The 20,255-nt window shown below is 74.3% G+C and carries 17 protein-coding genes; 9 read left to right on the top strand and 8 right to left on the bottom strand.

Annotation, left to right across the window (positions count from 1 at the left end):
* Nucleotides 1–32: 32 nt before the first annotated feature.
* The 3 genes from E1293_RS28875 to E1293_RS28865 are packed head-to-tail and all read right to left on the bottom strand — an operon-like array spanning nucleotide 33 to nucleotide 4,308.
* Nucleotides 33–1,829 (bottom strand): thiamine pyrophosphate-binding protein, encoded by a 1,797-nt coding sequence (locus tag E1293_RS28875; protein WP_132200637.1) that lies wholly within the window; start codon nucleotides 1,827–1,829, stop codon nucleotides 33–35.
* Nucleotides 1,826–2,830 carry a zinc-dependent alcohol dehydrogenase gene (locus E1293_RS28870; protein ID WP_132200636.1) on the bottom strand — a complete coding sequence of 335 codons (1,005 nt, stop codon included), beginning with the start codon at nucleotides 2,828–2,830 and terminating at the stop codon, nucleotides 1,826–1,828. Before E1293_RS28870 ends, E1293_RS28875 begins: the two co-directional genes overlap by 4 nt.
* Entirely contained in the window at nucleotides 2,827–4,308 is a 1,482-nt protein-coding gene (locus E1293_RS28865; protein WP_279473288.1) for an aldehyde dehydrogenase family protein, read from the bottom strand. The genes E1293_RS28870 and E1293_RS28865 overlap by 4 nt, the downstream gene beginning before the upstream one ends.
* A gap of 285 nt (nucleotides 4,309–4,593) precedes the next feature.
* Between E1293_RS28865 and E1293_RS28860 the strand changes: the two genes are divergently transcribed.
* Genes E1293_RS28860 through E1293_RS28850 form a run of 3 tightly spaced genes read left to right on the top strand, consistent with a single transcriptional unit; the run spans nucleotide 4,594 to nucleotide 7,447 of the window.
* Nucleotides 4,594–5,400 carry an IclR family transcriptional regulator gene (locus E1293_RS28860; RefSeq protein WP_207939148.1) on the top strand — a complete coding sequence of 269 codons (807 nt, stop codon included), beginning with the start codon at nucleotides 4,594–4,596 and terminating at the stop codon, nucleotides 5,398–5,400.
* Nucleotides 5,401–5,444: 44 nt separating this feature from the next.
* Nucleotides 5,445–6,656: a CaiB/BaiF CoA transferase family protein gene (locus E1293_RS28855; RefSeq protein WP_132200634.1), complete on the top strand. Its 1,212-nt coding sequence runs from the start codon at nucleotides 5,445–5,447 to the stop codon at nucleotides 6,654–6,656.
* Entirely contained in the window at nucleotides 6,653–7,447 is a 795-nt protein-coding gene (locus E1293_RS28850; protein WP_243716668.1) for a citryl-CoA lyase, read from the top strand. The genes E1293_RS28855 and E1293_RS28850 overlap by 4 nt, the downstream gene beginning before the upstream one ends.
* 63 nt (nucleotides 7,448–7,510) lie before the next feature.
* Here E1293_RS28850 and E1293_RS28845 read toward each other — a convergent pair whose 3' ends face one another.
* Nucleotides 7,511–8,515 carry an SMP-30/gluconolactonase/LRE family protein gene (locus E1293_RS28845; RefSeq protein ID WP_132200633.1) on the bottom strand — a complete coding sequence of 335 codons (1,005 nt, stop codon included), beginning with the start codon at nucleotides 8,513–8,515 and terminating at the stop codon, nucleotides 7,511–7,513.
* 102 nt (nucleotides 8,516–8,617) lie between these two features.
* On the opposite strand from E1293_RS28845, the gene E1293_RS28840 reads away from it, so the two are divergent.
* From E1293_RS28840 to E1293_RS28830, 3 genes are all read left to right on the top strand, one after another.
* The gene (locus E1293_RS28840) at nucleotides 8,618–9,070 is read left to right on the top strand and encodes a MarR family winged helix-turn-helix transcriptional regulator (protein ID WP_207939147.1); all 453 of its coding nucleotides are present in this window, start codon (nucleotides 8,618–8,620) and stop codon (nucleotides 9,068–9,070) included.
* Nucleotides 9,071–9,113: 43 nt separating this feature from the next.
* On the top strand, nucleotides 9,114–9,482 hold the full coding sequence (locus E1293_RS28835; protein WP_132200632.1) for a PH domain-containing protein: 369 nt from the start codon (nucleotides 9,114–9,116) through the stop codon (nucleotides 9,480–9,482).
* A gap of 89 nt (nucleotides 9,483–9,571) precedes the next feature.
* A complete protein-coding gene (locus tag E1293_RS28830) occupies nucleotides 9,572–10,990 on the top strand; it encodes a DHA2 family efflux MFS transporter permease subunit (protein WP_132200631.1) in 1,419 nt (472 codons plus the stop codon).
* On the opposite strand, the gene E1293_RS28825 is transcribed toward E1293_RS28830, so the two are convergent.
* Both E1293_RS28825 and E1293_RS28820 read right to left on the bottom strand, forming a co-directional pair.
* Entirely contained in the window at nucleotides 10,980–14,003 is a 3,024-nt protein-coding gene (locus tag E1293_RS28825) for an AAA family ATPase (protein ID WP_132200630.1), read from the bottom strand. The two genes, E1293_RS28830 and E1293_RS28825, sit on opposite strands and share 11 nt — an antisense overlap.
* A 207-nt stretch (nucleotides 14,004–14,210) precedes the next feature.
* Complete coding sequence (locus tag E1293_RS28820; protein WP_132200629.1) at nucleotides 14,211–15,335, bottom strand: exonuclease SbcCD subunit D; 1,125 nt, start codon at nucleotides 15,333–15,335, stop codon at nucleotides 14,211–14,213.
* Nucleotides 15,336–15,452: 117 nt separating this feature from the next.
* Here E1293_RS28820 and E1293_RS28815 point away from each other — a divergent pair, with 117 nt between their 5' ends.
* The 3 genes from E1293_RS28815 (at nucleotide 15,453) to E1293_RS28805 (ending at nucleotide 18,144) form a co-directional block, all read left to right on the top strand.
* On the top strand, nucleotides 15,453–16,139 hold the full coding sequence (locus E1293_RS28815; RefSeq protein WP_165978437.1) for a RibD family protein: 687 nt from the start codon (nucleotides 15,453–15,455) through the stop codon (nucleotides 16,137–16,139).
* A complete protein-coding gene (locus E1293_RS28810) occupies nucleotides 16,132–16,593 on the top strand; it encodes a cytidine/deoxycytidylate deaminase family protein (protein ID WP_132200628.1) in 462 nt (153 codons plus the stop codon). Before E1293_RS28815 ends, E1293_RS28810 begins: the two co-directional genes overlap by 8 nt.
* Before the next feature lie 111 nt (nucleotides 16,594–16,704).
* Nucleotides 16,705–18,144 carry an aldehyde dehydrogenase gene (locus E1293_RS28805; RefSeq protein ID WP_132200627.1) on the top strand — a complete coding sequence of 480 codons (1,440 nt, stop codon included), beginning with the start codon at nucleotides 16,705–16,707 and terminating at the stop codon, nucleotides 18,142–18,144.
* Between the two features lie 125 nt (nucleotides 18,145–18,269).
* Here E1293_RS28805 and E1293_RS28800 read toward each other — a convergent pair whose 3' ends face one another.
* Together E1293_RS28800 and E1293_RS28795 are read right to left on the bottom strand one after the other, a co-directional pair.
* Nucleotides 18,270–19,187 (bottom strand): AMP-binding protein, encoded by a 918-nt coding sequence (locus E1293_RS28800; protein WP_243716666.1) that lies wholly within the window; start codon nucleotides 19,185–19,187, stop codon nucleotides 18,270–18,272.
* A gap of 65 nt (nucleotides 19,188–19,252) precedes the next feature.
* The coding region (locus E1293_RS28795) for a class I adenylate-forming enzyme family protein (RefSeq protein ID WP_165978436.1) at nucleotides 19,253–20,255 on the bottom strand (1,003 nt) is incomplete at its 5' end.

The raw sequence follows: 20,255 nt of genomic DNA, 5'->3' as shown, positions 1-20,255 counted from the left end.
GGGCAGTGTCGGGGAAGGGGCCGGCACGCGGGTCATCGCGTCGCCCGTCCGGGGAAGACACCTTGGTAGATGTCGTTGATGTTCCAGTGCCCGGGTGTCGGCACCGGCTCGTTGACCATGGGCACGTCCAGCACGGCGGGTCGCCGCCGGTCCGCCGCCGCCCGCAGCGCCGGGAGCAGGTCGCCCGGCGCGGCGATGTCGTATCCGTCGGCTCCGCACGCCCTGGCGTAGGCGGCGAAGTCGGGGCTGTAGGGGCGCCCGTCCGGGTCGCGGAACTCGCATCCGTAGCTCGCGCCGAAGCCGGCCGCCTGGAGGTCGGCGATGGTCCCGTGCGCGCGGTTGTTCATCACCACGAAGATCACCGGGAGGCCGCGCTCGACCGCCATCGGGACGGCGGGCAGCTGGGCGCTCATGCCGCCGTCGCCGACGAGCGCGACGACGACGCGGCCCGGCTGCGCGATCTGGACGCCGGCCGCGGCGGCGGGACCGAAGCCCATCGTCGAGGCGCCGCCGGGGGTGATGAAGCGGCCCTCGGCGGGCAGCTCGTAGCACTGGGCGACGCCGTTCTTGTTCCATCCGACGTCGGTGACCAGCACGGCGTCGGCGGGCAGGGCGTCGCGCAGGTCGGCGAGGATGCGTTCCGGCCGGAGCGGGAACGCGTCGCTGCGGCCCCGTTCGCGGCTGCCGGCGAACAGGTCGGTGCGGACGGTGCGGATCCGTTCGCGCAGGGCCGGGCGGTCGACCGGCCGGGCGCGCGCGACCTCGCCGGCGATGGCCTGCACGGCGAGGGCCACGTCGGCGACGGCGCCGATCTCCACCGGGTAGTTGCGGCCGATCTCGGCGGCGTCGACGTCGATCTGGATCAGCCGGCCGGCGCCTTCGCCGCCCAGGTTCCAGGTGTAGCGGTCGTCCCACGAGCTGGCGTCGGTCTCGGCGAACCGGGTCGCCAGCGCGAGGACGACGTCGGCGTCGCGGGCGTAGTCGTTGGTGGCCTCCAGCCCCCAGAAGCCCGGCATGCCGAGCAGGAGCGGATGGCCGTCGGGCACCGCGCCCTTGCCCATCAGCGAGTGCACGATCGGGACGTCCAGGTGCTCGGCGATGGCGAGGAGCGCGTCGCGTCCCGCTCCTTCGCGGAGTCCTCCGCCGAGGTAGATCAAGGGCCGGTCGGCTCCCGCGAGCATGTCCGCGATGCGTGCGGCGACCGGCGCAGGCAGGCCGGGGGGCGCCGCGCTCGCCGGCAGCGGGTGGTCCTCCGGGACCACGGTCCGGGAGAACAGGTCCATCGGGACGTTGAGCAGGACGGCTCCGGGGCGTCCGGACGTGGCGGTCCAGAAGGCGCGCTCGGTGAACCGCAGCAGGTCCTCGACGCGCTGCACGTGCCAGGCGCGCTTGACGAACGGCCGGTAGATGGCGGTCTGGTCCGCGTCCGCGTGGAGGTTGACCTCCTGGTGCGGGTGGCGGCCGTAGTAGTAGGACGGGACGTCGCCGGAGATCGCGATGAGCGGGACCGAGTCCAGCGCGGCGGTCGCCACCCCGGTGACGGCGTTCATCATGCCCGGCCCGACGTGCAGCAGCAGGACGCCGGGACGGCCGGAGGCGCGGGCGTACCCGTCGGCGGCGTGCGCGGCGGCCTGCTCGTGCCGCGCGATGACGAACTCGATGGGGCTGCGGCCGAGCGCGTCCAGCAGCGCGATGTTGGTGTGCCCGCAGGTGCCGAAGACGTACTCGACGCCGTAGGACTCCAGGCGGCGGACGAGCGCCTCGGCGGCGGAGACCGGCGCGGCCGCGTCCGCGGTTCCGCCGGTGCGGGGCTGGGCGTCCACGGTCATGAGGTCGTCTCCTCTGCTCGGGGCAGGCTGATCCAGGTCTTGCCGGCGATGTCGGCGGCGCGGGCGAACGCGTCCGGCGCCTGCGCGAACTCGAAGCGCTCGCGCAGCACCCGGCCCGGCCGCAGGTCGTCGTGCTCGCGGAGCGTCGCGATCGTGTGGGCGAAGCCCGCGGGGTGGTCGTAGATGAGGCAGCCGCGCAGGGTCAGCCGCCGCTGCACGAGCGCGAAGGTGGGCAGGCGGGCGGGACGGGTGCTCTGGCCGACCGCGATGAGCGTCCCGCCGTCGGCGGTGCGCTCCACGGCCCGCTCGAACGCCTCGGGGACGCCGGAGGACTCGATGACGACGGGGAACGTCGTCGCGTCCGGGAGCGCGGAGGCGTCCTGGGCCCCCATCCGGAGGGCGAGCGTCCTGCGGCCGGGGTGGGGTTCGGTCACGAACGGAACGCCGCCGGCGTGCAGGACGGCGAGGGAGACGAGGAGGCCCTGCGAGCCGGCGCCGACGATGAGGCACCGGTCGCCGGGGTTCAGCCCGCTCATGCGGACGGCGTTGAGCGCGACGGTGAAGGGCTCGACGCAGACGACGTCGGCGTCCTCCCACAGGTCGGGGACGGGCCAGGTGAAGCGGGCGGGCACGGCGGCCCGCTCGGCCAGCAGGCCGGGTTCGGAGATGCCGACGACCCGCCGGTTCCGGCAGCCGGCGGTGGCGCCGGAGCGGCAGGGCTCGCAGGCCAGGCACGCGTAGTTGGGCTCGACGACCACCCGCTGGCCCGGGACGCGGTCGGTGACGGCGGCGCCGGCCGCGAGGACGACGCCGAACGCCTCGTGCCCGAGCACCCAGGGCAGCGCCGGCACCTTGCGGCGCCCCGAGACGACCGCCATGTCGGAGCCGCACAGGCCGACGCCGTGCACCGCGACGAGGACGTCGCCGGGGCCGCAGGACGGCTCGGGCCAGTCGTCCACGACCGCGACCGTGTCCTGCGCGAGGAGCGTGACGGCCCTCATCCGCGGTCTCCCCACAGCGAGGTGCCGCGCAGCGTCATCGTCTTGACGACGGTGTAGTCGTCGATCATGCAGCGGGGGGACTCGCGTCCGAAGCCGGAGTCCTTCACGCCGCCGAACGGCACGTGGTCGAGGCGGAAGTTGGAGGAGCCGTTGACGACGAGGCCGCCGACCTCCAGGTCCCGCCAGGCGGTGAAGGCCCGGTCGAGGTCGCGGGTGAAGATGCCGGCCTGCAGCCCGTAGCGGCTCTGGTTGCAGCGCTCGATCACCTCGGCGAGGTCGTCGAACGGCATGACCGCGACGAGCGCCCCGAAGACCTCCTCGGTCACGAGCGAGGCGCCGGCGGGCGGGTCGGCGACGATGGTCGGCGCCGCGGTCGCGCCGTCCCGGGTCCCGCCGAGGACCACGCGTCCGCCGCCCGCCGCCGCCTCCGCGCTCCAGCGCACGACCCGCTCGGCGGCGTCCTCGTCGACCATGGAGCCGACGTCCGTTCCCGGGTCGAGCGGGTCGCCGACGTTGAGCTTGCCGACCTGTGCGGTGAGCGCGTCCAGGAACTCGGAGTAGCGGGACCGGTCGACGTAGACGCGCTGGACGGAGATGCAGCTCTGGCCCGAGTTGCTGTAGCCGGTGCGGGCGCAGACGCGGGCCGCTTCGGCGATGTCGGCGTCGTCGCACACGATGGTGGCCGCGTTGCCGCCGAGCTCCAGGACGAGGCGTTTCGCGCCGGCGGCCCGGGCCACGGCCGCCCCGGTGGCGGCGCTGCCGGTGAAGCTGATGACGGCGACCTCCGGCGCCGCGCACAGCGCCGCCCCGACGGAGCCGTCCCCGTGGAGCAGCTGGACGGCCTCGTACGGCATCCCGGCCTCGATCAGCAGCGCCACGATGGCGGTGGAGGCGGCGGGGGCCTGCGGCGGCGCCTTGACGATCGTGGTGTTCCCGGCCGCGAACGAGGCGCCCAGCTTGTGGGCGAGGAGGTTGGCCGGGGCGTTGAACGGCGTGATGGCGAGGGCGACGCCCGCCGGGGCGCGGTAGGTGAAGGCGGTGTTGCCGATGCCGCGGGCCCATCCGGCGACCGGGAGCGTCTCGCCGCCGATCTGCCGCGCCTCGGCGGCGCAGACGGCGAAGGTGTCGGCCACGCGGTCGATCTCGCCGCGTCCGTCCTTGAGTGGCTTGCCCAGTTCGAGGGCGAGGAGGCGGGCCAGTTCGTCGCGGTTGCCGGCGGCGACGGCGGCGGCCCGCTCCAGGACGTCCGCCCGGACGGCGGGGGCGAGGCGTCCCACCGTCCGCGCATACGCGCGGGCATGGGCGCGGACGGCCTCGACGTCGGCCGGGGCCGCCGTCGGAGCCCGGCTCACCGGCTGCCGCAAATATGGTCCGATTCGTTCACTCTGCGGACCATCTGTGATCCACTGGCCACCCCTGAGCGCCGCCGCCTGTACCGGCGCACCCTCGGACGTGGACGTGAGCAGAGCTTCCAGCATCGAACCCTCCAGGACCGTTAGACGGTCTGAACATTCCATTGAGCGGACTGTGGGTCAACGTACGGGGCGCGCCGGGCCGCTGACAAGGGGCCGATCCCGGACTCTAATGTTCGAACCAGTGAGTTAGTTATAGGCGACCGGACCCGGCAGGGGAAGAGGCCGGGCCGAATTTCCGGTCGCGGGCGCCGACAGACCGACTGACGGTCCAACTAGACCACTGTATGGACTGCGTGTAACGTACGGACCGCAGCCGTCCGAGCACGAGACCGGAGAGAGCGAGTACCAGTGAGTCCAGCGAAGCGGCCCGGAGCCGACGCTCCCGAGGGCCCCTCGTCCGGCGACGGCGGGGGCGTGCGCAGCGTCCAGCGGGCCATCGAGATCATGTCCCTGCTGAGCGAGGAGCGCCCCGTCGTCTCCATCCGCGACATCGTCGAGGCCACCGGCCTGGCGAAGACGACGGTCATCCGGCTCGTCCAGACGCTGGAGCAGAACGGCCTGCTGTGGGCCGCGCCCAACGGCTACCTGCCCGGGCCCGGCCTCTGGCGCTGGGCGCACCTGGCGCGCAGCAGCTGGGAGCTGCCCCCCGAGACCCGCAAGTTCATGCGGGACCTCGGCGCCCGGCGCCGCGAGACGGTCAACCTCTACATGCTCCGCGACATCTACCGGGTCTGCGTCGCCCAGCAGGAGAGCCCCCAGCCGCTCCGCCACGTCGTGCACGTCGGCGACGAGCTCCCCCTCTGGGCCGGCGCGTCGTCCAAGGCCCTGCTGCGGGACGCGCCCGACGCGCTGCTGCGGCGCGTCGCCCTCAGCTCCCCCTACGGCGAAGGCCACGTCAAGCGGCTCAGGGAGTGGATCGACGAGGCCGCCCACCAGGGCTGGGCGGTCAGCCACGGCGAGCGCGAGGACGGCCTGTCCGCCGTCGCCGTCCCCGTCATCGGCCGCTCGGGGACCGTCGTCGCGGCGCTGTCGCTCAGCGGCCCCACCGTCCGCTTCCCCGACGGCCTCGTCCGCGAGCTCGCCGACGACCTGCGGAAGGTGGCCGGGGAGATGTCCGAACGCGGCTTCGACCACCCGCTCAGCCCCACGCACTGACCACGCGCCCGGCCGCCCGCGCGGCCGGGCGGAAGGAGACGCGCATGCAGGAGCGACCGCTCGGCGGCATCCGGGTCCTCGACCTGACCAACGTCCTGGCCGGCCCGTACTGCAGCTACCAGCTGATGCTGCTGGGGGCGGAGGTCGTCAAGATCGAGGTGCCCGGCCAGGGCGACCTCGCCCGGCAGCTCGGCCCGGACCCCGAGCTGAACCGCGGCGGCCTCGGCGCCTCGTTCCTCGCCCAGAACGCGGGCAAGAAGTCCGTCGAGCTGGACCTCAAGGACGCCGCCGGCCGCGCCGCCTTCGAGTCCATGGTCCAGGGCGCGGACGTCCTGCTGGAGAACTTCCGGGCCGGCGTGCTCGACCGGCTCGGCTTCGGATGGCCGCGGCTGCGGGAGCTCAACCCGCGGCTCGTCTACTGCGCGATCTCCGGGTTCGGGCAGACCGGCCCGATGAGCCAGGCACCCGCCTACGACCAGATCATCCAGGGGCTGTCCGGGATGATGAGCGTCACCGGGACGAAGGAGACGGCGCCGCTGCGCGTGGGCTTCCCCGTCTGCGACACGGTGGGCGGCCTCGCCGCCGCGCTGCACATCTGCGCGGCGCTGGCCGGCCGGTCCCGCACCGGCGAGGGGACGTTCCTGGACGTGTCCATGCTGGAGGCGGCCGTGTCCGCGATGGGCTGGGCGGTCTCCAACTACCTGGTCAGCGGGGTCGCGCCCGAGCCGATGGGCACCCAGAACGCCACCGCCGCGCCGTCCGGCACCTTCGAGGCCGCCGACGGCCCGCTGAACATCGCCGCGAACCGGCAGCAGCAGTTCGAGACGCTGTGCGGCCTGCTCGACCGGCCCGACCTCGTCGGCGACGACCGGTTCGCCGACCGCGAGCGGCGCAAGCTCCACCGCGACGAGCTGACGCACGAGCTGAACCTGGCGCTGCGCCGCCGGACGGCCGGGGAGTGGGAGGACGTCCTCGGCGCCGCCGGGGTGCCCGCCGCCCGGGTCACCGACGTCCCGCAGGCCGTGCGGCTCGACCAGCTCGAACACCGCGGCTTCTTCACCGACCTCCCCTTTCCGGACGGCTCCGGCCGCACCCTCCGGGTCGCGGGCAACGGCGTCCTGCACGACGGCGAAGCCCTGCGGCCGACCGCCCCTCCCCCGCTGCTCGGCCAGCAGAACGCCGAACGGGAGGATCTCGCGGCCCGCTGGAACGGGCGCGAAGAGGACACCGTCATGACGCGCCGGGAGGCCCCGTGAGCGAGGTCGACCCCACGGGGGCCGTCGGCGACTGGTGGGCCACCGGCATCACCCGCATGGAGCCCGGCGTCATCGAGCTGCGGGGCCGCCCCGTCCAGGAGATCATCGGCAGCACGGGCCTGACCTCGATGATCTGGCTGATGCTGCGCGGCGACCTGCCCGGCCCCCGGCAGGCGGCGCTGCTGGACGCGGCGCTCGTCGCCGCCGTCGACCACGGCCCGCAGGCGCCCTCGATCGCCATCGCCCGGATGGCGGCGACCTGCGGCGTCGGCCTCAACGGCGCCGTCGCCAGCGCCGTGAACACCTTGGGCGACACCCACGGCGGCGCCGGGGAGCAGTGCGTCCGGCTGCTGGACGAGATCCTCGAACGGGAGGCCGCCGGCGCGGACCTGGCACCGGCGGCCGCGGAGGTCATCGCGGCCTGGCCCCGCTACCTGCCGGGGTTCGGGCACCGGTTCCACCCGGTGGACCCGCGCCGCGACCCGCTGCTGTCCCTGGTGGAGGCGGCCGCCCGGGACGGTGTCGTCCCGGGCGACCATCTGCGCGCCGGACTCGCGGTGGAGGCGCACCTGGCGGAGGGGCGCGAGCGGCCTGTGCCGATGAACATCGACGGGGCGACCGCCATCATCTACGCCGAACTCGGATTCCCCGCCCCGCTGGCCCGCGGCCTGTTCGTGCTGAGCCGCAGCATCGGCATCCTCGCGCACGCCTGGGAGGAGACGCAGAGCGGCCAGCGGAACAAGGGCCCGATGCCGCGCTCGGTGCTCCCCGCCTACCGCCCGCCGACCTGACCCGCTCTTCAGATCCGCCCGTGGGGGGGCGCCCCCCCACACCCCCCGGTTCGCTCCCGCTCTTCAGATGCCCCGCACTGCGGCAATGGTGAACGGGATCTGCGGGGTGCCGTCGCCGAGCGGTCCGCCCTTGTCGAACTGCGAGCGGACCACGTAGAGGACCCCGTGCCGGCGGACGAGGGTCGTCGGCACCTGGAGGGACGGGTCCGCCAGCGTGCGCTCGCGGCGGGCCCACGTTCCGTCGCGCGCGACACGCCAGCGGGTGACGACGTTGTCGACGTTGCCGGCCGTCCAGAGGCGTCCGCCCTGGAGTTCGAGCCCGTCGGCGTTGTGCATGTCGCCTCCGCGCAACGCGACCTTGCGGATGGCGCCGGTCCTGATGTCCAGCCGGTAGAGGTCGCCGCCGAGCATGTCGTCGGTCAGCAGGAAGCGGCCCGTAGGGTCGGCGACGATCCCGTTCAGGGTGAAGTCCGCGGGCTTGTGCGGTTCGAGGACGCCGGCCATGTCGAAACGGGGTGACAGCGCCGCGCGCCCGCCCCTGGCTTCGGCCAGGTCCTGGGGCGTGACCTGGTAGACGACGGCACGGGAGCTGTCGGTCAGGTAGGCGCTGCCGTCCGGGGCGATGGCGAGGTCGTTGACGAACCGGGCGCCGTCGCCGGGGACGTCGAACTGGGCCAGCAGGCGGCGGCTCCGCGTGTCGTAGACCGAGACGCCGGTCGAGGAGTCGATCACCCACAGCCGTCCCGCGCCGTCGGCCTTGAGGCCGTTGGCGGTATGGCGGCCGTCCGCCCCCGGCGGAAGGAACACCTCGGCCATGCGGTGGCCCGGCCGCATCCGGTAGACGGTGCCGTCCTTGAAGGACGCGGCGTACATCGTGCCGGTGCGCGGGTCCGCGGCGATGCCCTCGGGGTACACGCGGTCGCCCGGCAGGACGTACGCCGTGGAGATCCGCGCGTGGTGCGCCCGCGCGGTGGCGCCCGCGGGCGGGGCGAGCGCCACGGAGGCGGGTGCCGCCGCGACGGCGAGAGCGGCGGCCGCCGCGGCGGTGGAGCGCTGGAAGCGCGACATGAACGTCTCCGTTCGGAGTCGATGATTAGAGTGCGTGCATACGATAGTAAGTACTCTAATATTCGTCAATGTACTCAACCGATGGCCCGATAGCATGCGGAAATGACCTCGATGCCCGTCCCGGAGCGCCTCGGCTCCCACCTCAAGCGCGCCGTGCAGGCGCTCGACGGGGCCAAGCAGGCGGCGGTGAAACCGAGCGGGCTCACGGTCCCGCAGTACTCCGTGCTCCTGCACCTCGCCGACAACCCGGGCATGTCGGCCGCCGCGCTGGCGCGGGCGTGCGCGGTCACCCCGCCGACGATGAACACGCTGCTGAAGAACCTCCAGGAGCACGGGCTGATCGAGCGCACCCCGCACGAATGGCACCGCAACATCCTGGAGACCCGGCTGACCGCCGCGGGCGAGGCGGCACTGGAGACCGCCGACGTCCGCGCCGTCGAGGTCGAGCGGGGGCTCGGCGCCGAGTTCACCGACGCCGAGCGGGAGACGCTGATCGAACTGCTCGGGCGGTGCGCCGGCTTCCTGGAAGCGGCGCGGTCCACCCGCGGCGGCTGAGAGACTTCCCTACGAAACCGGACGACCGCGCACAGGAGGAGCCATGGGCGACGAGATCGAACACGACAGGTCGAGCCAGCTCAAGCAGATCGAGAGCGGGCTGCTGCCCGGCGAGCAGATCATCGCCGTCTACGACGCCGTCGGCACCGGCACCGGGTTCATCGGCCTCACCGACCGGCGGGTGATCGTCCAGGACAAGAGCTTCGCCGGCAAGCGGTACGCGATCACCAGCGTCCCCTACTCCAAGATCACCTCGGTCAGCGTGGTCAGCAACAAGTCGTGGGCCGGGTCCTACTTCTCCACCGGGTCGATCGCGATCAACGTCGGCACGCACACCTACGAGGTCGAGTTCCGCGGCGCCGACAAGAGCCACCACGTGCACAACGTGATCCTGCAGTACATCTCCGGCTGATCCCCGGCAGGCCGATGAGTTCCGGCCTCCCGTCCGGTACGTACGGGTGAGGGTCTTCCGCCCTCACACCTGCGAACGGCCGGGAGGCCATGATGCGCACGATCTCCGCCGAGGGCCGCGTGCTCGCCCTCACATCGGCGGCCGCCTTGACGATCATGCTGGACATGCTGGTGGTGACCACCGCCCTCGGCACCATCAGAACCGACCTCGGCGCCTCCATCGAGACGCTCGAATGGACGGTCAACGCCTTCACGCTCGCGTTCGCCGTCCTACTCATGCCCGCGTCCGCGCTCGGCGACCGGCACGGGCGCCGCCGGGTCCTCACCGCCGGGCTCGCCGTCTTCACGCTCGCCTCGGTCGCCTGCGCGCTCGCCCCCGGCACCGGCCTGCTCATCGCGGCGCGGGCGGTGCAGGGCGCCGGCTCGGCGATGGTCATGCCGCACGCGATGGCGCTGCTCAGCGCGGCCTATCCGGCGCAGCGCCGCGCTCGCGCCCTCGGGACCTTCAGCGGCGTGACCGGCCTCGCCACCCTCGGCGGCCCGCTCGTCGGCGGCGCGATCGTGGACGGGCTGGCCTGGCAGTGGATCTTCTGGCTGAACGTGCCGCTCGGGCTGGCGCTGATCCCGCTGGTCCGCGCGTTCGTCCCGGAGAGCCGGGGCGCCGCGCGGCGGACGGACCCCGGCGGCGTCCTGCTGGTGACGGGCGGCGCGCTCGGGCTCGTGTGGGGGCTCGTCCGCGGGAACGCCGCCGGCTGGAACAGCCCGGAGGTGCTCGGCGCGCTGATCGCCGGCGCGGTCCTCGGCGCGGCGTTCGTCCTGTGGGAGCGGCGCGCCGCCGAGCCGATGCTGCCGATGCGCTACTTCCGGGTGCCCGCCTTCGCCGCCGGGAACGCGGCCGGGTTCCTGCTGTACGGCGCGATCTTCGGCGCGGCGTTCTTCTTCGCGCAGTTCCTGCAGATCGGGCTCGGTCACGACCCGCTCGGCACCGGGCTGCGGCTCGCGCCCTGGACCGTCACCCTGTTCCTGATCGCGCCGCTCGCCGGCGGGCTCGTCGCCCGCTTCGGGGAGCGCCCCCTCATCGCCGGGGGGATGCTGCTGGAGGCGGCCGGGTTCGGCTGGATCGCGCTCATCGCGTCCCCGGACATGCACTACGCCGCGATGGTCCCGCCGCTGGTGCTGGCGGGGATCGGGGTCTCGCTGGCCATGCCCGCCGCGCAGAACGCCGTCATCGGCGCGATCCCGGCGGTCGGCGTCGCGTCCGGCACGTTCAACACGCTGCGCCAGCTCGGCGGGACGTTCGGGATCGCCGTGGCCGCCGCCGTGTTCGCCTCGTCCGGCGGCTACGGCTCGCCGCGCGCGTTCGCCGACGGGTTCACCGCCGCCACCGGCGTGCTCGCGCTGCTCGCCCTCGCCGCGGCGCTCGCGGGCCTCGGCACGTCCGGCCGCCGCGTCCCCGCCCCGCGGGCGGCGGCGCCCGCGCCCGCACCGGAGATGCCGGTCAGACGATGACCTCGGCGGTGGAGCCGGCGCGGTCCTTGGTGATGCGGAGCTGCGCCGGGATGCGGGCGCGCAGCTCCGCGACGTGGCTGACGATGCCGACCGCCCGGCCGCCGTCGCGCAGGCCGTCCAGGACGTCCATGACCTCGTCGAGGGTCTCCTCGTCGAGCGTGCCGAAGCCCTCGTCGACGAACAGGGTGCCGATCTCGGTGCCGCCCGCCTCGGCGGTGACGACGTCGGCGAGCCCCAGGGCGAGGGACAGCGAGGTGATGAACGACTCGCCGCCGGACAGGGTCACCGGGTCGCGTTCGAGGCCCGTCCAGGAGTCGGCGACGCGCAGGCCGAGGCCGCCGGCACCCTTCGTCCGGTCGCCGGCCGCCTTGTCGGTGGTGTGGACGAGCGCGTACCGGCCGCCGGACATGCGGTGCAGCCGCTCGTTCGCGGCGGCGACGACCTGTTCGAGGCGGGCGGCCAGCACGTACGCGGACAGCGACATCGCGTGCCGGTTCGCGGCGTGCTTGCCGGACGCCAGGCCCGCGAGCCGCTCGGCGACCTCGTGCCGTTCGGCGGCGGGACGCCACGCGCGGACCGCCTCGTCCAGCTCGCCGCGCAGCTCGGCGAGGCGCGCGCAACGGTGCCTTGCCCGGTCGGCGGCGCTGGCGGCCTCGGTGTGCACCGCCTCCGCCGCGGTCACGGCCGCTTCGAGATCGGCCAGGGCGGGAGCCGGTTCGGCGGCCGCCGCGACCAGCGCCGGGTCGTTCAGCAGTGCGCGCACCTCGGCCTCTTCGTCGTCGAGCCGGCGAACCCGGTCGCGCAGACCGCCCTGCTCCTCGTCGGGCAGCGCGGCTTCGAGCACTTCTTCGGGCGTGCGGAACCCCTGCTCCTCGGCGTCCTGCTTCGCCCTCGCCCGCGCGGCCGTCAGCTCCCCGTCGGCGCGCTCGTACGCGCGCAGCGCCTCCACGGCTTCCCCGAGCGCGTCGGCCTCCCCGCCCAGCCGCGCGATGCGCGCCTCCAGCGTCGGGTCGTCGCCGCGCGCCGCGTCCAGCTCGGCGGCGAGCCTGCCCTCCTCGGCCGCGAGCTCCTTCTCCTGGGTGCGGTTCTCGGTGAGAGCGCGGGCCATGTCGTCGCGCTCGTCGCGGACCCTCTCGAGTTCCTGCTCGTGCTGGTGGAGGACCGCCTCCAGCCGCTCGGCCTCCGCCGCGCGCGCCTTCGCCGTGCCCAGTTCCTGCTCGGCCCCGGTGAGCTCGGCGGCGAAGACCTCGGCCTCCGTCTCCCCGGCGATCTCCATGAGCTTGTCGCGCTCGGTGCGCAGCTCCCCGGCCCTCGTCCCGGCGTGCTCCCGGACGTCCTGCGCCTCGTCGGCGTCCGCCTGCGCCGCCTCCACCTGCTCCTCGGTGGGGATCAGCGCGAGCGAGGTGACGGGCGACGGATGCTCGGTCGATCCGCAGACCCGGCAGGGCTCGCCGTCCGCCAGCTCCCCGGCGAGGACGGCCGCCATCCCGTCCAGCCGCGCCTGCCGCAGATCGAGGACCCGCTGCCGGGCGTCCTGCGCCCCGTCGACCGCCGTGCGGTACGCCGCCTCCGCCTCGGCGAGCCCCTGCTCCACCTGGTCACGGCGCTGTGCCGCGGCAAGCCGCCGCTCCGCCTCCTGGACGGCGGACTCGGCTCCCCGCCGGCCCGCCGCCGCGAGATTCGCCTCCTCCAACTCGGCACGGCGCGCCTCGACGATCCCGGGCAGCTCCGCCAGGGCCGCACCGGCCCGCGCCTCCCCCGGCTCCAGCCTCTTCCGCTCGTCCGCCAGCCCTTCGCGGTCGCGCCCGATCTGCCCTAGCCGGGCGGCGGTGCCGCGCCGGCCCTCCAGCGCGGCGACCTCGTCGCGGCGGCCGCGCTCGGACTTGGCGAGCACGTCCTCCGGCGCCTTCGGCGGCACCAGCGCCGCGACCCGGGCCCGCGTCTCGTCGGCCCAGCGACGCGCCCGCGCCGCCTCCGCGTACCGGACCTGGACATCCTTGACCAGCGGGACGACACGGTCGGCGCGGGCGGCGGCGTCGAGACGCGAGGCCAGCCGCGACTTCTCCTCGGCGTGTCCGGCCAGCGCGTCGCGCCTGGCGACGGCCCCGGCATGGCGGCGCCGCCGGTCGGCGAGCGCCCTGCCGCCGTCCAGCGCCTCGCGGGCATCGCGCAGCGTCGCGGCGACGCCCGCGAGCAGCTCCGCTCCGACCACCCGGACGTCCTCGTGCCCGGCCGCCAGCTCGGCGGCCCACGCGGGCAGCGCCTCCACCTCGGCGAACGGCTCCACGACCGGCTCCGCACGGCGCGGCGCCGGGACTGCCGCACGCTCCCCGCGCGGCGGCGCCGCGCCGGTGATCTCGGCGATCCGGTCGGCGACAGAGGCGGCCCGGGCCGCCGGCTCGGCGGCCTCCCGCCCGGTGACCGCGCGCCGCTCCGCCAGCCACTTCTCGACCTGCGCGAACACCTCCGCCGCGAACAGCCGCTCCAGCACCTTGCGGCGCTCGTCGGCCCCGGCCCGCAGGAACCCGGCGAACTCCCCCTGCGGCAGCATCGCCACCTGGCAGAACTGGACCGCGTTCATCCCGAGCATCCGCAGGATCAGGTCGCCCGCGTCGTCCAGCCGGGTGGTGAGCCCCACCCACGCGCCGTGCTCGAACTCCTCAAGGACGACCTTCGCGTGCTCGGTCGTCGTCCCGGACCCGCGCAGCTTCGGCCGCTCCCACGCGGGCGACCGCGTGACGCGCATCCGGCGCCCCCGGATGGTCGTCTCCAGCACCACCCGCGGCCCGGCGCCCGGCGGCGCATGGTCGCTGCGCAGCCCCTTGACCGCGTTCCGCACCCCGGGCACCTGCCCGTAGAGCGCGAAGCACACCGCGTCCAGAATGCTGGTCTTCCCGGCTCCGGTCCGCCCCTGGATAAGGAACAACCCGGCATCGGACAGAGCATCGAAGTCGACGACCTCCGCCCCGGAGAACGGCCCGAACGCCGCAACCTCAAGCCGATGCAGCCTCAAGCCGCCGCCCCCTCCCGATCGCAGGGCCCGGCCCCTTCGCGCAAGACGACCCGCTCGACACCGAGAGACCCGACCGATGCAGCCTCAAGCCGGTGGCTCCCCCCAAAGGCTCAGACGCCTCGTGGAACTCGTGGGAAGAGACCCGCTCGACACCGGCAGCGACGATTTTCGTCGCCGCGGACGGCCCGGGCGGCGGCGGCTCTCGTGTCATGCCATGGCCTCTTTTCGGCGGGAGGCTTCGAAGGCTTCGTGGAGGAGGGCGCGTTCCGGGGCGGTGGCGGGGGCGTCGGTCACCTCGGCGACGAAGTCGGTCGCCAGGTCCAGGGTCGAGCGCTCGTGGACGCGGTCGGACCAGGTGCGGGACTCCGCGCGGCCGCCTTCGGGGGCGTAGCCCAGGACGAGGGTGTGCGGGAAGCGGCGGCGCAGCCGTTCCATCGCGGCGGACGGGCGGCGGGGGTCGGTGAGGGTGACCTGGAGCCAGCGGTCCTCGTACTTCTCGTAGGACGCGTCGGTCAGCAGGTCGTCGATGCGGCCGCGGACGCGGGCGAGGCGGCGCGGGACGGGGGACGCCACGAACTCCGAGACGATGCCGTCCGCGTGCAGGTCGATCAGCCAGGAGCCCTTGACGTGCTTCTCCTCGGAGAACGAGTACGCGAGCGGGGACCCCGAGTAGCGGACGCGGTCGGTGATGCGCCAGCGGCCGTGCAGGTGGCCGAGCGCCGCGTAGTCGACGCCCTCGAACACCGACGCCGACACCTGCGACGAGCCGCCGACGGAGATGTCGCGCTCGCTCTCGCTGGACTCGCCGCCGGTGACGAACGCGTGGGCGAGGACGAGCGAGCGCTCGGCGCGGGACGCGGCGTCGGCGCGGACGCGGCGCATGGCCTCGGTGAGGGCGGCGGCGTGGCTGCGTTCGTCCAGGTCCCAGGGGTGGCGGACGAGTTCGGGCTCCAGGTAGGGGATGCCGTAGACCGCCGCGTCCCCCACGATGACCGGCTCTCCCACGGTCGCGAAGTCGGTGCGGACGTGCACGCCGGCCGCGTCCATCAGCGAGGACCCGAACCCGAGGCGGCGCGCTGAGTCGTGGTTGCCGGCGATGAGCACGATCCGGGTGCGTTCGGCGAGCCGTTCGAGAGCCTCGTTGCACAGCTTCACGGCGTCGACGGCGGGCAGCGCCCGGTCGTAGACGTCCCCGGAGACCAGCACGCACTCGACCCGCTCCGCCGTAACGGTCTCGACCAGGTGGTCGACGAACGCCGCCTGCGCGGCCAGCAGGTCCTCGCGGTGGAACGATCTGCCGAGATGCCAGTCGGAGGTGTGCAGGATTCGCATGTCGCAGCAACCATAGGCACCCCCTCCGACACATCCCGCGCAGAAACGCCGGGTCGTCGCGAACGATCTCCGGAGGCCGCGCGATCACCGGGCCGCGCCCTCCCGTAGGGTTGCGGCGTGAGCGAGCGCCCCTATGTGCTGCTGAGCTGCGCGATGTCCGCCGACGGCTACATCGACGACGCGACCCCGGAACGGCTGCGGCTGTCCAGCACGGCGGACTGGGACCGCGTGGACGCGGTGCGGGCCGGCTGCGACGCGATCCTCGTCGGCGCCGGAACCGTACGCGCCGACGATCCCCGGCTGCTGATCCGGTCCGCGGCGCGGCGGGAGCAGCGGGTCGCGCGGGGGCTGCCCGCCGACCTCACCAAGGTGACGCTGACCTGGAGCGGCGACCTCGATCCCGGTGCCCGGTTCTTCACCACGGGCGAGTCGCCGAAGCTCGTGTACGCGCCGTCCGGCACCGCCGGTGAGCTGGCGCCGCGGCTGGACGGCCTCGCCGAGGTCGTGGACACCGGCGACCACCTCGCGGTGCCGGCGGTGCTCGGCGACCTCGCGGCGCGGGGCGTCCGGCGGCTGATGGTCGAGGGCGGCGGGGGCGTCCACACGCTGTTCCTGACGGCGGACGCGGTGGACGAGCTGCAGCTCGTGGTGGCGCCGTTCTTCATCGGCGACCCGTCCGCGCCGCGCTTCGTCCGGTCCGGGGTGTTCCCGCAGTCGCCGGAGCGGCCGATGCGGCTGGAGGAGGTCACCCGGATCGGGAACCTGGCGCTGCTCCGCTACCTGGCCGGGGCCGGGCGTGGATGACCTCGGCTGGCTGGCCCTGGCCTGCGACCTGGCGGAACTGTGCCCGCCGTCGAGCACCGCGTTCTCCGTCGGCGCGGTCATCGTCGGCGCGGACGGGCAGGAGGTCGCGCGCGGCTTCTCCCGCGAGGACGACCCGCACGACCACGCCGAGGAGGCCGCGCTCGCCAAGACCGGCGCGGACCTGGCGAGCGCGGACCTGGGCACCGGCCTTTCGGGCGCGACCGTCTACAGCTCGCTCGAACCGTGCGGGCACCGCGCGTCCCGTCCGCGGACGTGCGCGGAGCTGATCGTCGCCTCGGGCGCGCGGCGCGTGGTGTTCGCGTGGCGCGAACCGGCGCTGTTCGTCGCGGGGACGGGCGCGGAGATCCTCGCGGCCGCCGGCGTCGAGCTCGTCGAGCTGCCCGGACTCGCCGGCCGCGCCCGGCGGCCGAACGCTCATCTGCTGGGCAAATGAGACGCGAGTCTCATCCCTCTTGCCAACGCCCCGGGACCTCATGCGATGCTGTGCCCAAGCAAGCATTCGGTTACCGGATTTCGGCCCGGGCGGGCAGGGAGGCACAGCAGCATGCGCGAGCACGATCGGCTGTTCATCGGCGGTGAGTGGGCCGCCCCGGCCGGCACCGGCACCATCGACGTCATCTCCCCGCACACCGAGGAGGTCATCGGCCGGGTGCCCGAGGGCACCGAGGGCGACATCGACGCCGCGGTCGCGGCGGCGCGGCGCGCGTTCGACGAGGGCCCCTGGCCCCGGATGACGCCCGCCGAGCGCGCCGAGATCGTCGGCCGCCTCTCCGCGATCTACGCCGAGCGGCAGCAGGAGATGGCCGACCTCGTCACCGCCGAGATGGGGTCGCCCATCATGTTCTCGGTGTTCGGGCAGGCCGCCATCCCGCAGATGGTGCTGCAGTACTACGTCGACCTCGCCGGCACCTACACCTGGGAGGAGGAGCGGCAGGGCATGCTCGGGCCGGTCACGGTCGCCCAGGAGCCCGTCGGCGTCGTCGCGGCGATCGTCCCGTGGAACGTCCCGCAGTTCACGCTGATGCTCAAGCTCGCGCCGGCCCTCATCGCCGGGTGCACGGTGGTGGCCAAGCCGTCCCCCGAGACGCCGCTCGACTCCTACCTGCTCGCCGAGTGGATCCGCGAGGCCGGCATCCCCGAGGGCGTCGTCAACTTCGTCCCGGCCGGACGCGAGGTCGGCGCCCACCTGGTCGCCCACCCGGACGTCGACAAGGTCTCCTTCACCGGCTCCACCGCCGCCGGCCGCAAGATCGGCGCGGTCTGCGGCGAGCAGCTGAAGCGCGTCACCCTGGAGCTCGGCGGCAAGTCCGCGGCGATCATCCTGGACGACGCCGACCTCGCGTCCACCATCGAGGGCTTCAAGCTGGCGTCGCTGATGAACAACGGCGAGGCGTGCGCGGCGCAGACCCGCATCCTCGCGTCCCGCCGCCGCTACGACGAGGTCGCCGACGCGCTCGCGACCATGGTCGGCGGGCTGAACGTCGGCGACCCCGCCGACTACGGCAGCGAGATCGGCCCGCTGGTCGCCAGGCGGCAGCAGGAGCGTGTGGAGAACTACATCAGGATCGGCCAGGACGAGGGCGCCAAGCTGATCACCGGCGGCCTGAACCGCCCGCTCGACCGCGGCTGGTACGTCGCCCCGACCGTGTTCGGCGACGTCGGCAACGACATGCGCATCGCCCGCGAGGAGATCTTCGGCCCGGTGCTCGTCCTGATCCCCTACGAGGACGAGGCGGACGCCGTCCGGATCGCCAACGACAGCGACTACGGCCTCGGCGGCTCGGTGTGGACGTCCGACGTCGGCCACGGCGTCGACGTCGCCCGCCGCATCCGCACCGGCAGCTGCGGCGTCAACATGTACACCCTCGACCCGAACACCCCGTTCGGCGGCTACAAGAACAGCGGCATGGGCCGCGAGCTGGGCCCGGAGGGCATGCGCGCCTACCTGGAGCACAAGTCCATCCCCCACCCCGCCCCGGCCTGACGGTGCGGCCCGCGCGTCCACCGGACGCGCGGGCTCACCCCCCGGACGACTCGAACCGGGCGACGTTGGCGGCGTAGGGGCCTCCTTGGCGTCCACGTCGCCGACATGGCACGTCGGATCACCGCTCAGGACAGCGGGGCGACCGTCCAGTTGTGGCGGGTGTGGCAGGCGCGGACGGCTTCGGCGGACGGCGCGCCGGTCACCAGGAGGCGGAGGCCCGGGACGGGGATGCGGCCCTGGTCGAAGGCGATGGCGCGGAGCTTGGCAGGCGTGACGACGGCGGCCGTGGCCCGGTGCCGCAGAATCGTCTCGAGGAGGTCCGCGACGTCCGGGCCGGGGACGCCGACCATGGTGGCGCCCTGGGTGAGGCACAGGTCGGCCATGCCGATCCATGTCGGCGCGGACAGGTCTCGGCCGCACACGGCGAGGACGTCGCCGGCGGACAGTGTGAGTGCGCCGCCCAGTCGGTACAGGTCGGCGAGGCGGTCGGCGTGGGTCATGTCCGCGGACGGAGCGGGCAGGCGCAGCGCCGGATCGCGGAGCGGGTCCGGGTGTGCGCCCGGCTCGGTGGCGCCGGGTTCCAGGAGCCGGGAGAACGGGGTCGTGCCGGGAACGTCCCCGAACGCGAAGACCTGCCTGACGTACGCGTGCTCGGTGGCGGCCAGGGAACGGGCCGCGGTGTCCTCGCCGGCCAGGAGGAAGCGGGCACCCGTCTCGTTCATGAGCGCGGCCAGTTCCGCGGGGGCGGCGCCCGAGGGCAGCAGAGCCGGGACGGCGCCGGCCGCCGTCACGGCATGGACGGCGAGAGCCAGGTCGCAGACGCCGGTGACGTGGATCGCCCCGACATCGCCGGGCCGGACGCCGTGGCGCCGCAGCCCGTTCGCGGCGGCGGGGACGGTGTCCGCGAACGCCGCGTGCCCGAGTTCACGGCCCGGATCGACGAGGGCGGCCCGGTTCGCGTGCCGGCCAGTGAAGCTCGCGGCCGCGTCCACCACGACCTCGGTGATCGTGGCGTCGCGGACGACGGTGCTTCCTTCGGGCATAGACCGAAAATAGGCTCCGCGCACCCGGCGCCACATCCGCAGAAATGTGTAGTCGCATGTGTACGTCATGGCGTCAGCCCCGCTCGCCGCAGCAGCGCACGGCGCCGGACCCGGCCGTCGGACGTGCGGGGGATCTCGTCCACGATGTGCACCGCGGTCACTTCACGCGTCTTCGGGACGTGCCCGTTGACGTAGGCGAGGAGGTCGGTCTCTGCCGCGGGCCCGGCGAGAACGGCGAACCCGTGCGGTGTCAGGCCGAGGTCGTCGTCGGGCGCGGGGGCCACGGCGGCGTCCCGCACGGCCGGGTGCGCGGCCAGCACCACCTCGGGATCGCCGGGCGGTTCGCGGCGCGCCGCGGGCAGCCGGCCCAGGATGAAGACCCGCCCGTGGTCGTCGGCGAACGCGGAGTCCCCGGTGGGCAGCCACCGCGGACGCCCCGCGCCCGCCACCGGAAGCCGCACGCACAGCTCCCCCGGCTGGTAGGACGGCTGCGCGTCGCCGCTGCGCGGATCGACGACGCGCCAGGTCACGCCCGCCAGCCCCCGTCCGACCGAGTCGAGCGTCCCCTCCTCGGCCGCGCGCAGGTTGAGGTGGGTGAACCCCGCGGCCTCGGCCAGCCCGTACGCCTGCCGGACCGGGCACCCGAGCCGCGTCGCCGCGGCGCGCGCCTCCTCGGCGGCGAGCGGCCCGCCGGCGACCACGACGGCGCGCAGCGTCCGCAGGTCGTACCTGAGGACGGCGCGATCGTAGGCGAGGGTCTCCACGAGCCCAGGCGGCAGCACCGCAACGGTGACGCGGTGATCCCGCAGGGCGCGCAGCAGATCATGGCGTCCAGCACCGGGGAACGCGACGACGGTGGCGCCGAGCCGCAGCGCCGGATTCAGCACCCCGTTCAACCCGAGAACACCGGTGAGCGGCAAGGCGGTGAGCACCGTGTCCGCACCCCCGAACATGGCGGAGTCGGCGACCCGCAGCAGCCCCGCCACAACCTCCGCCTGCGTGAGCCGCACCACCCGGACAGGCCCCTCACCGGCGCCCCGCGTGCACGCGAGCAGCACGACCTCGTCC

Source organism: Actinomadura darangshiensis, assembly GCF_004349235.1.
Taxonomy (GTDB): domain Bacteria; phylum Actinomycetota; class Actinomycetes; order Streptosporangiales; family Streptosporangiaceae; genus Spirillospora; species Spirillospora darangshiensis.
This window is presented reverse-complemented; position numbering and strand designations above follow the sequence as displayed.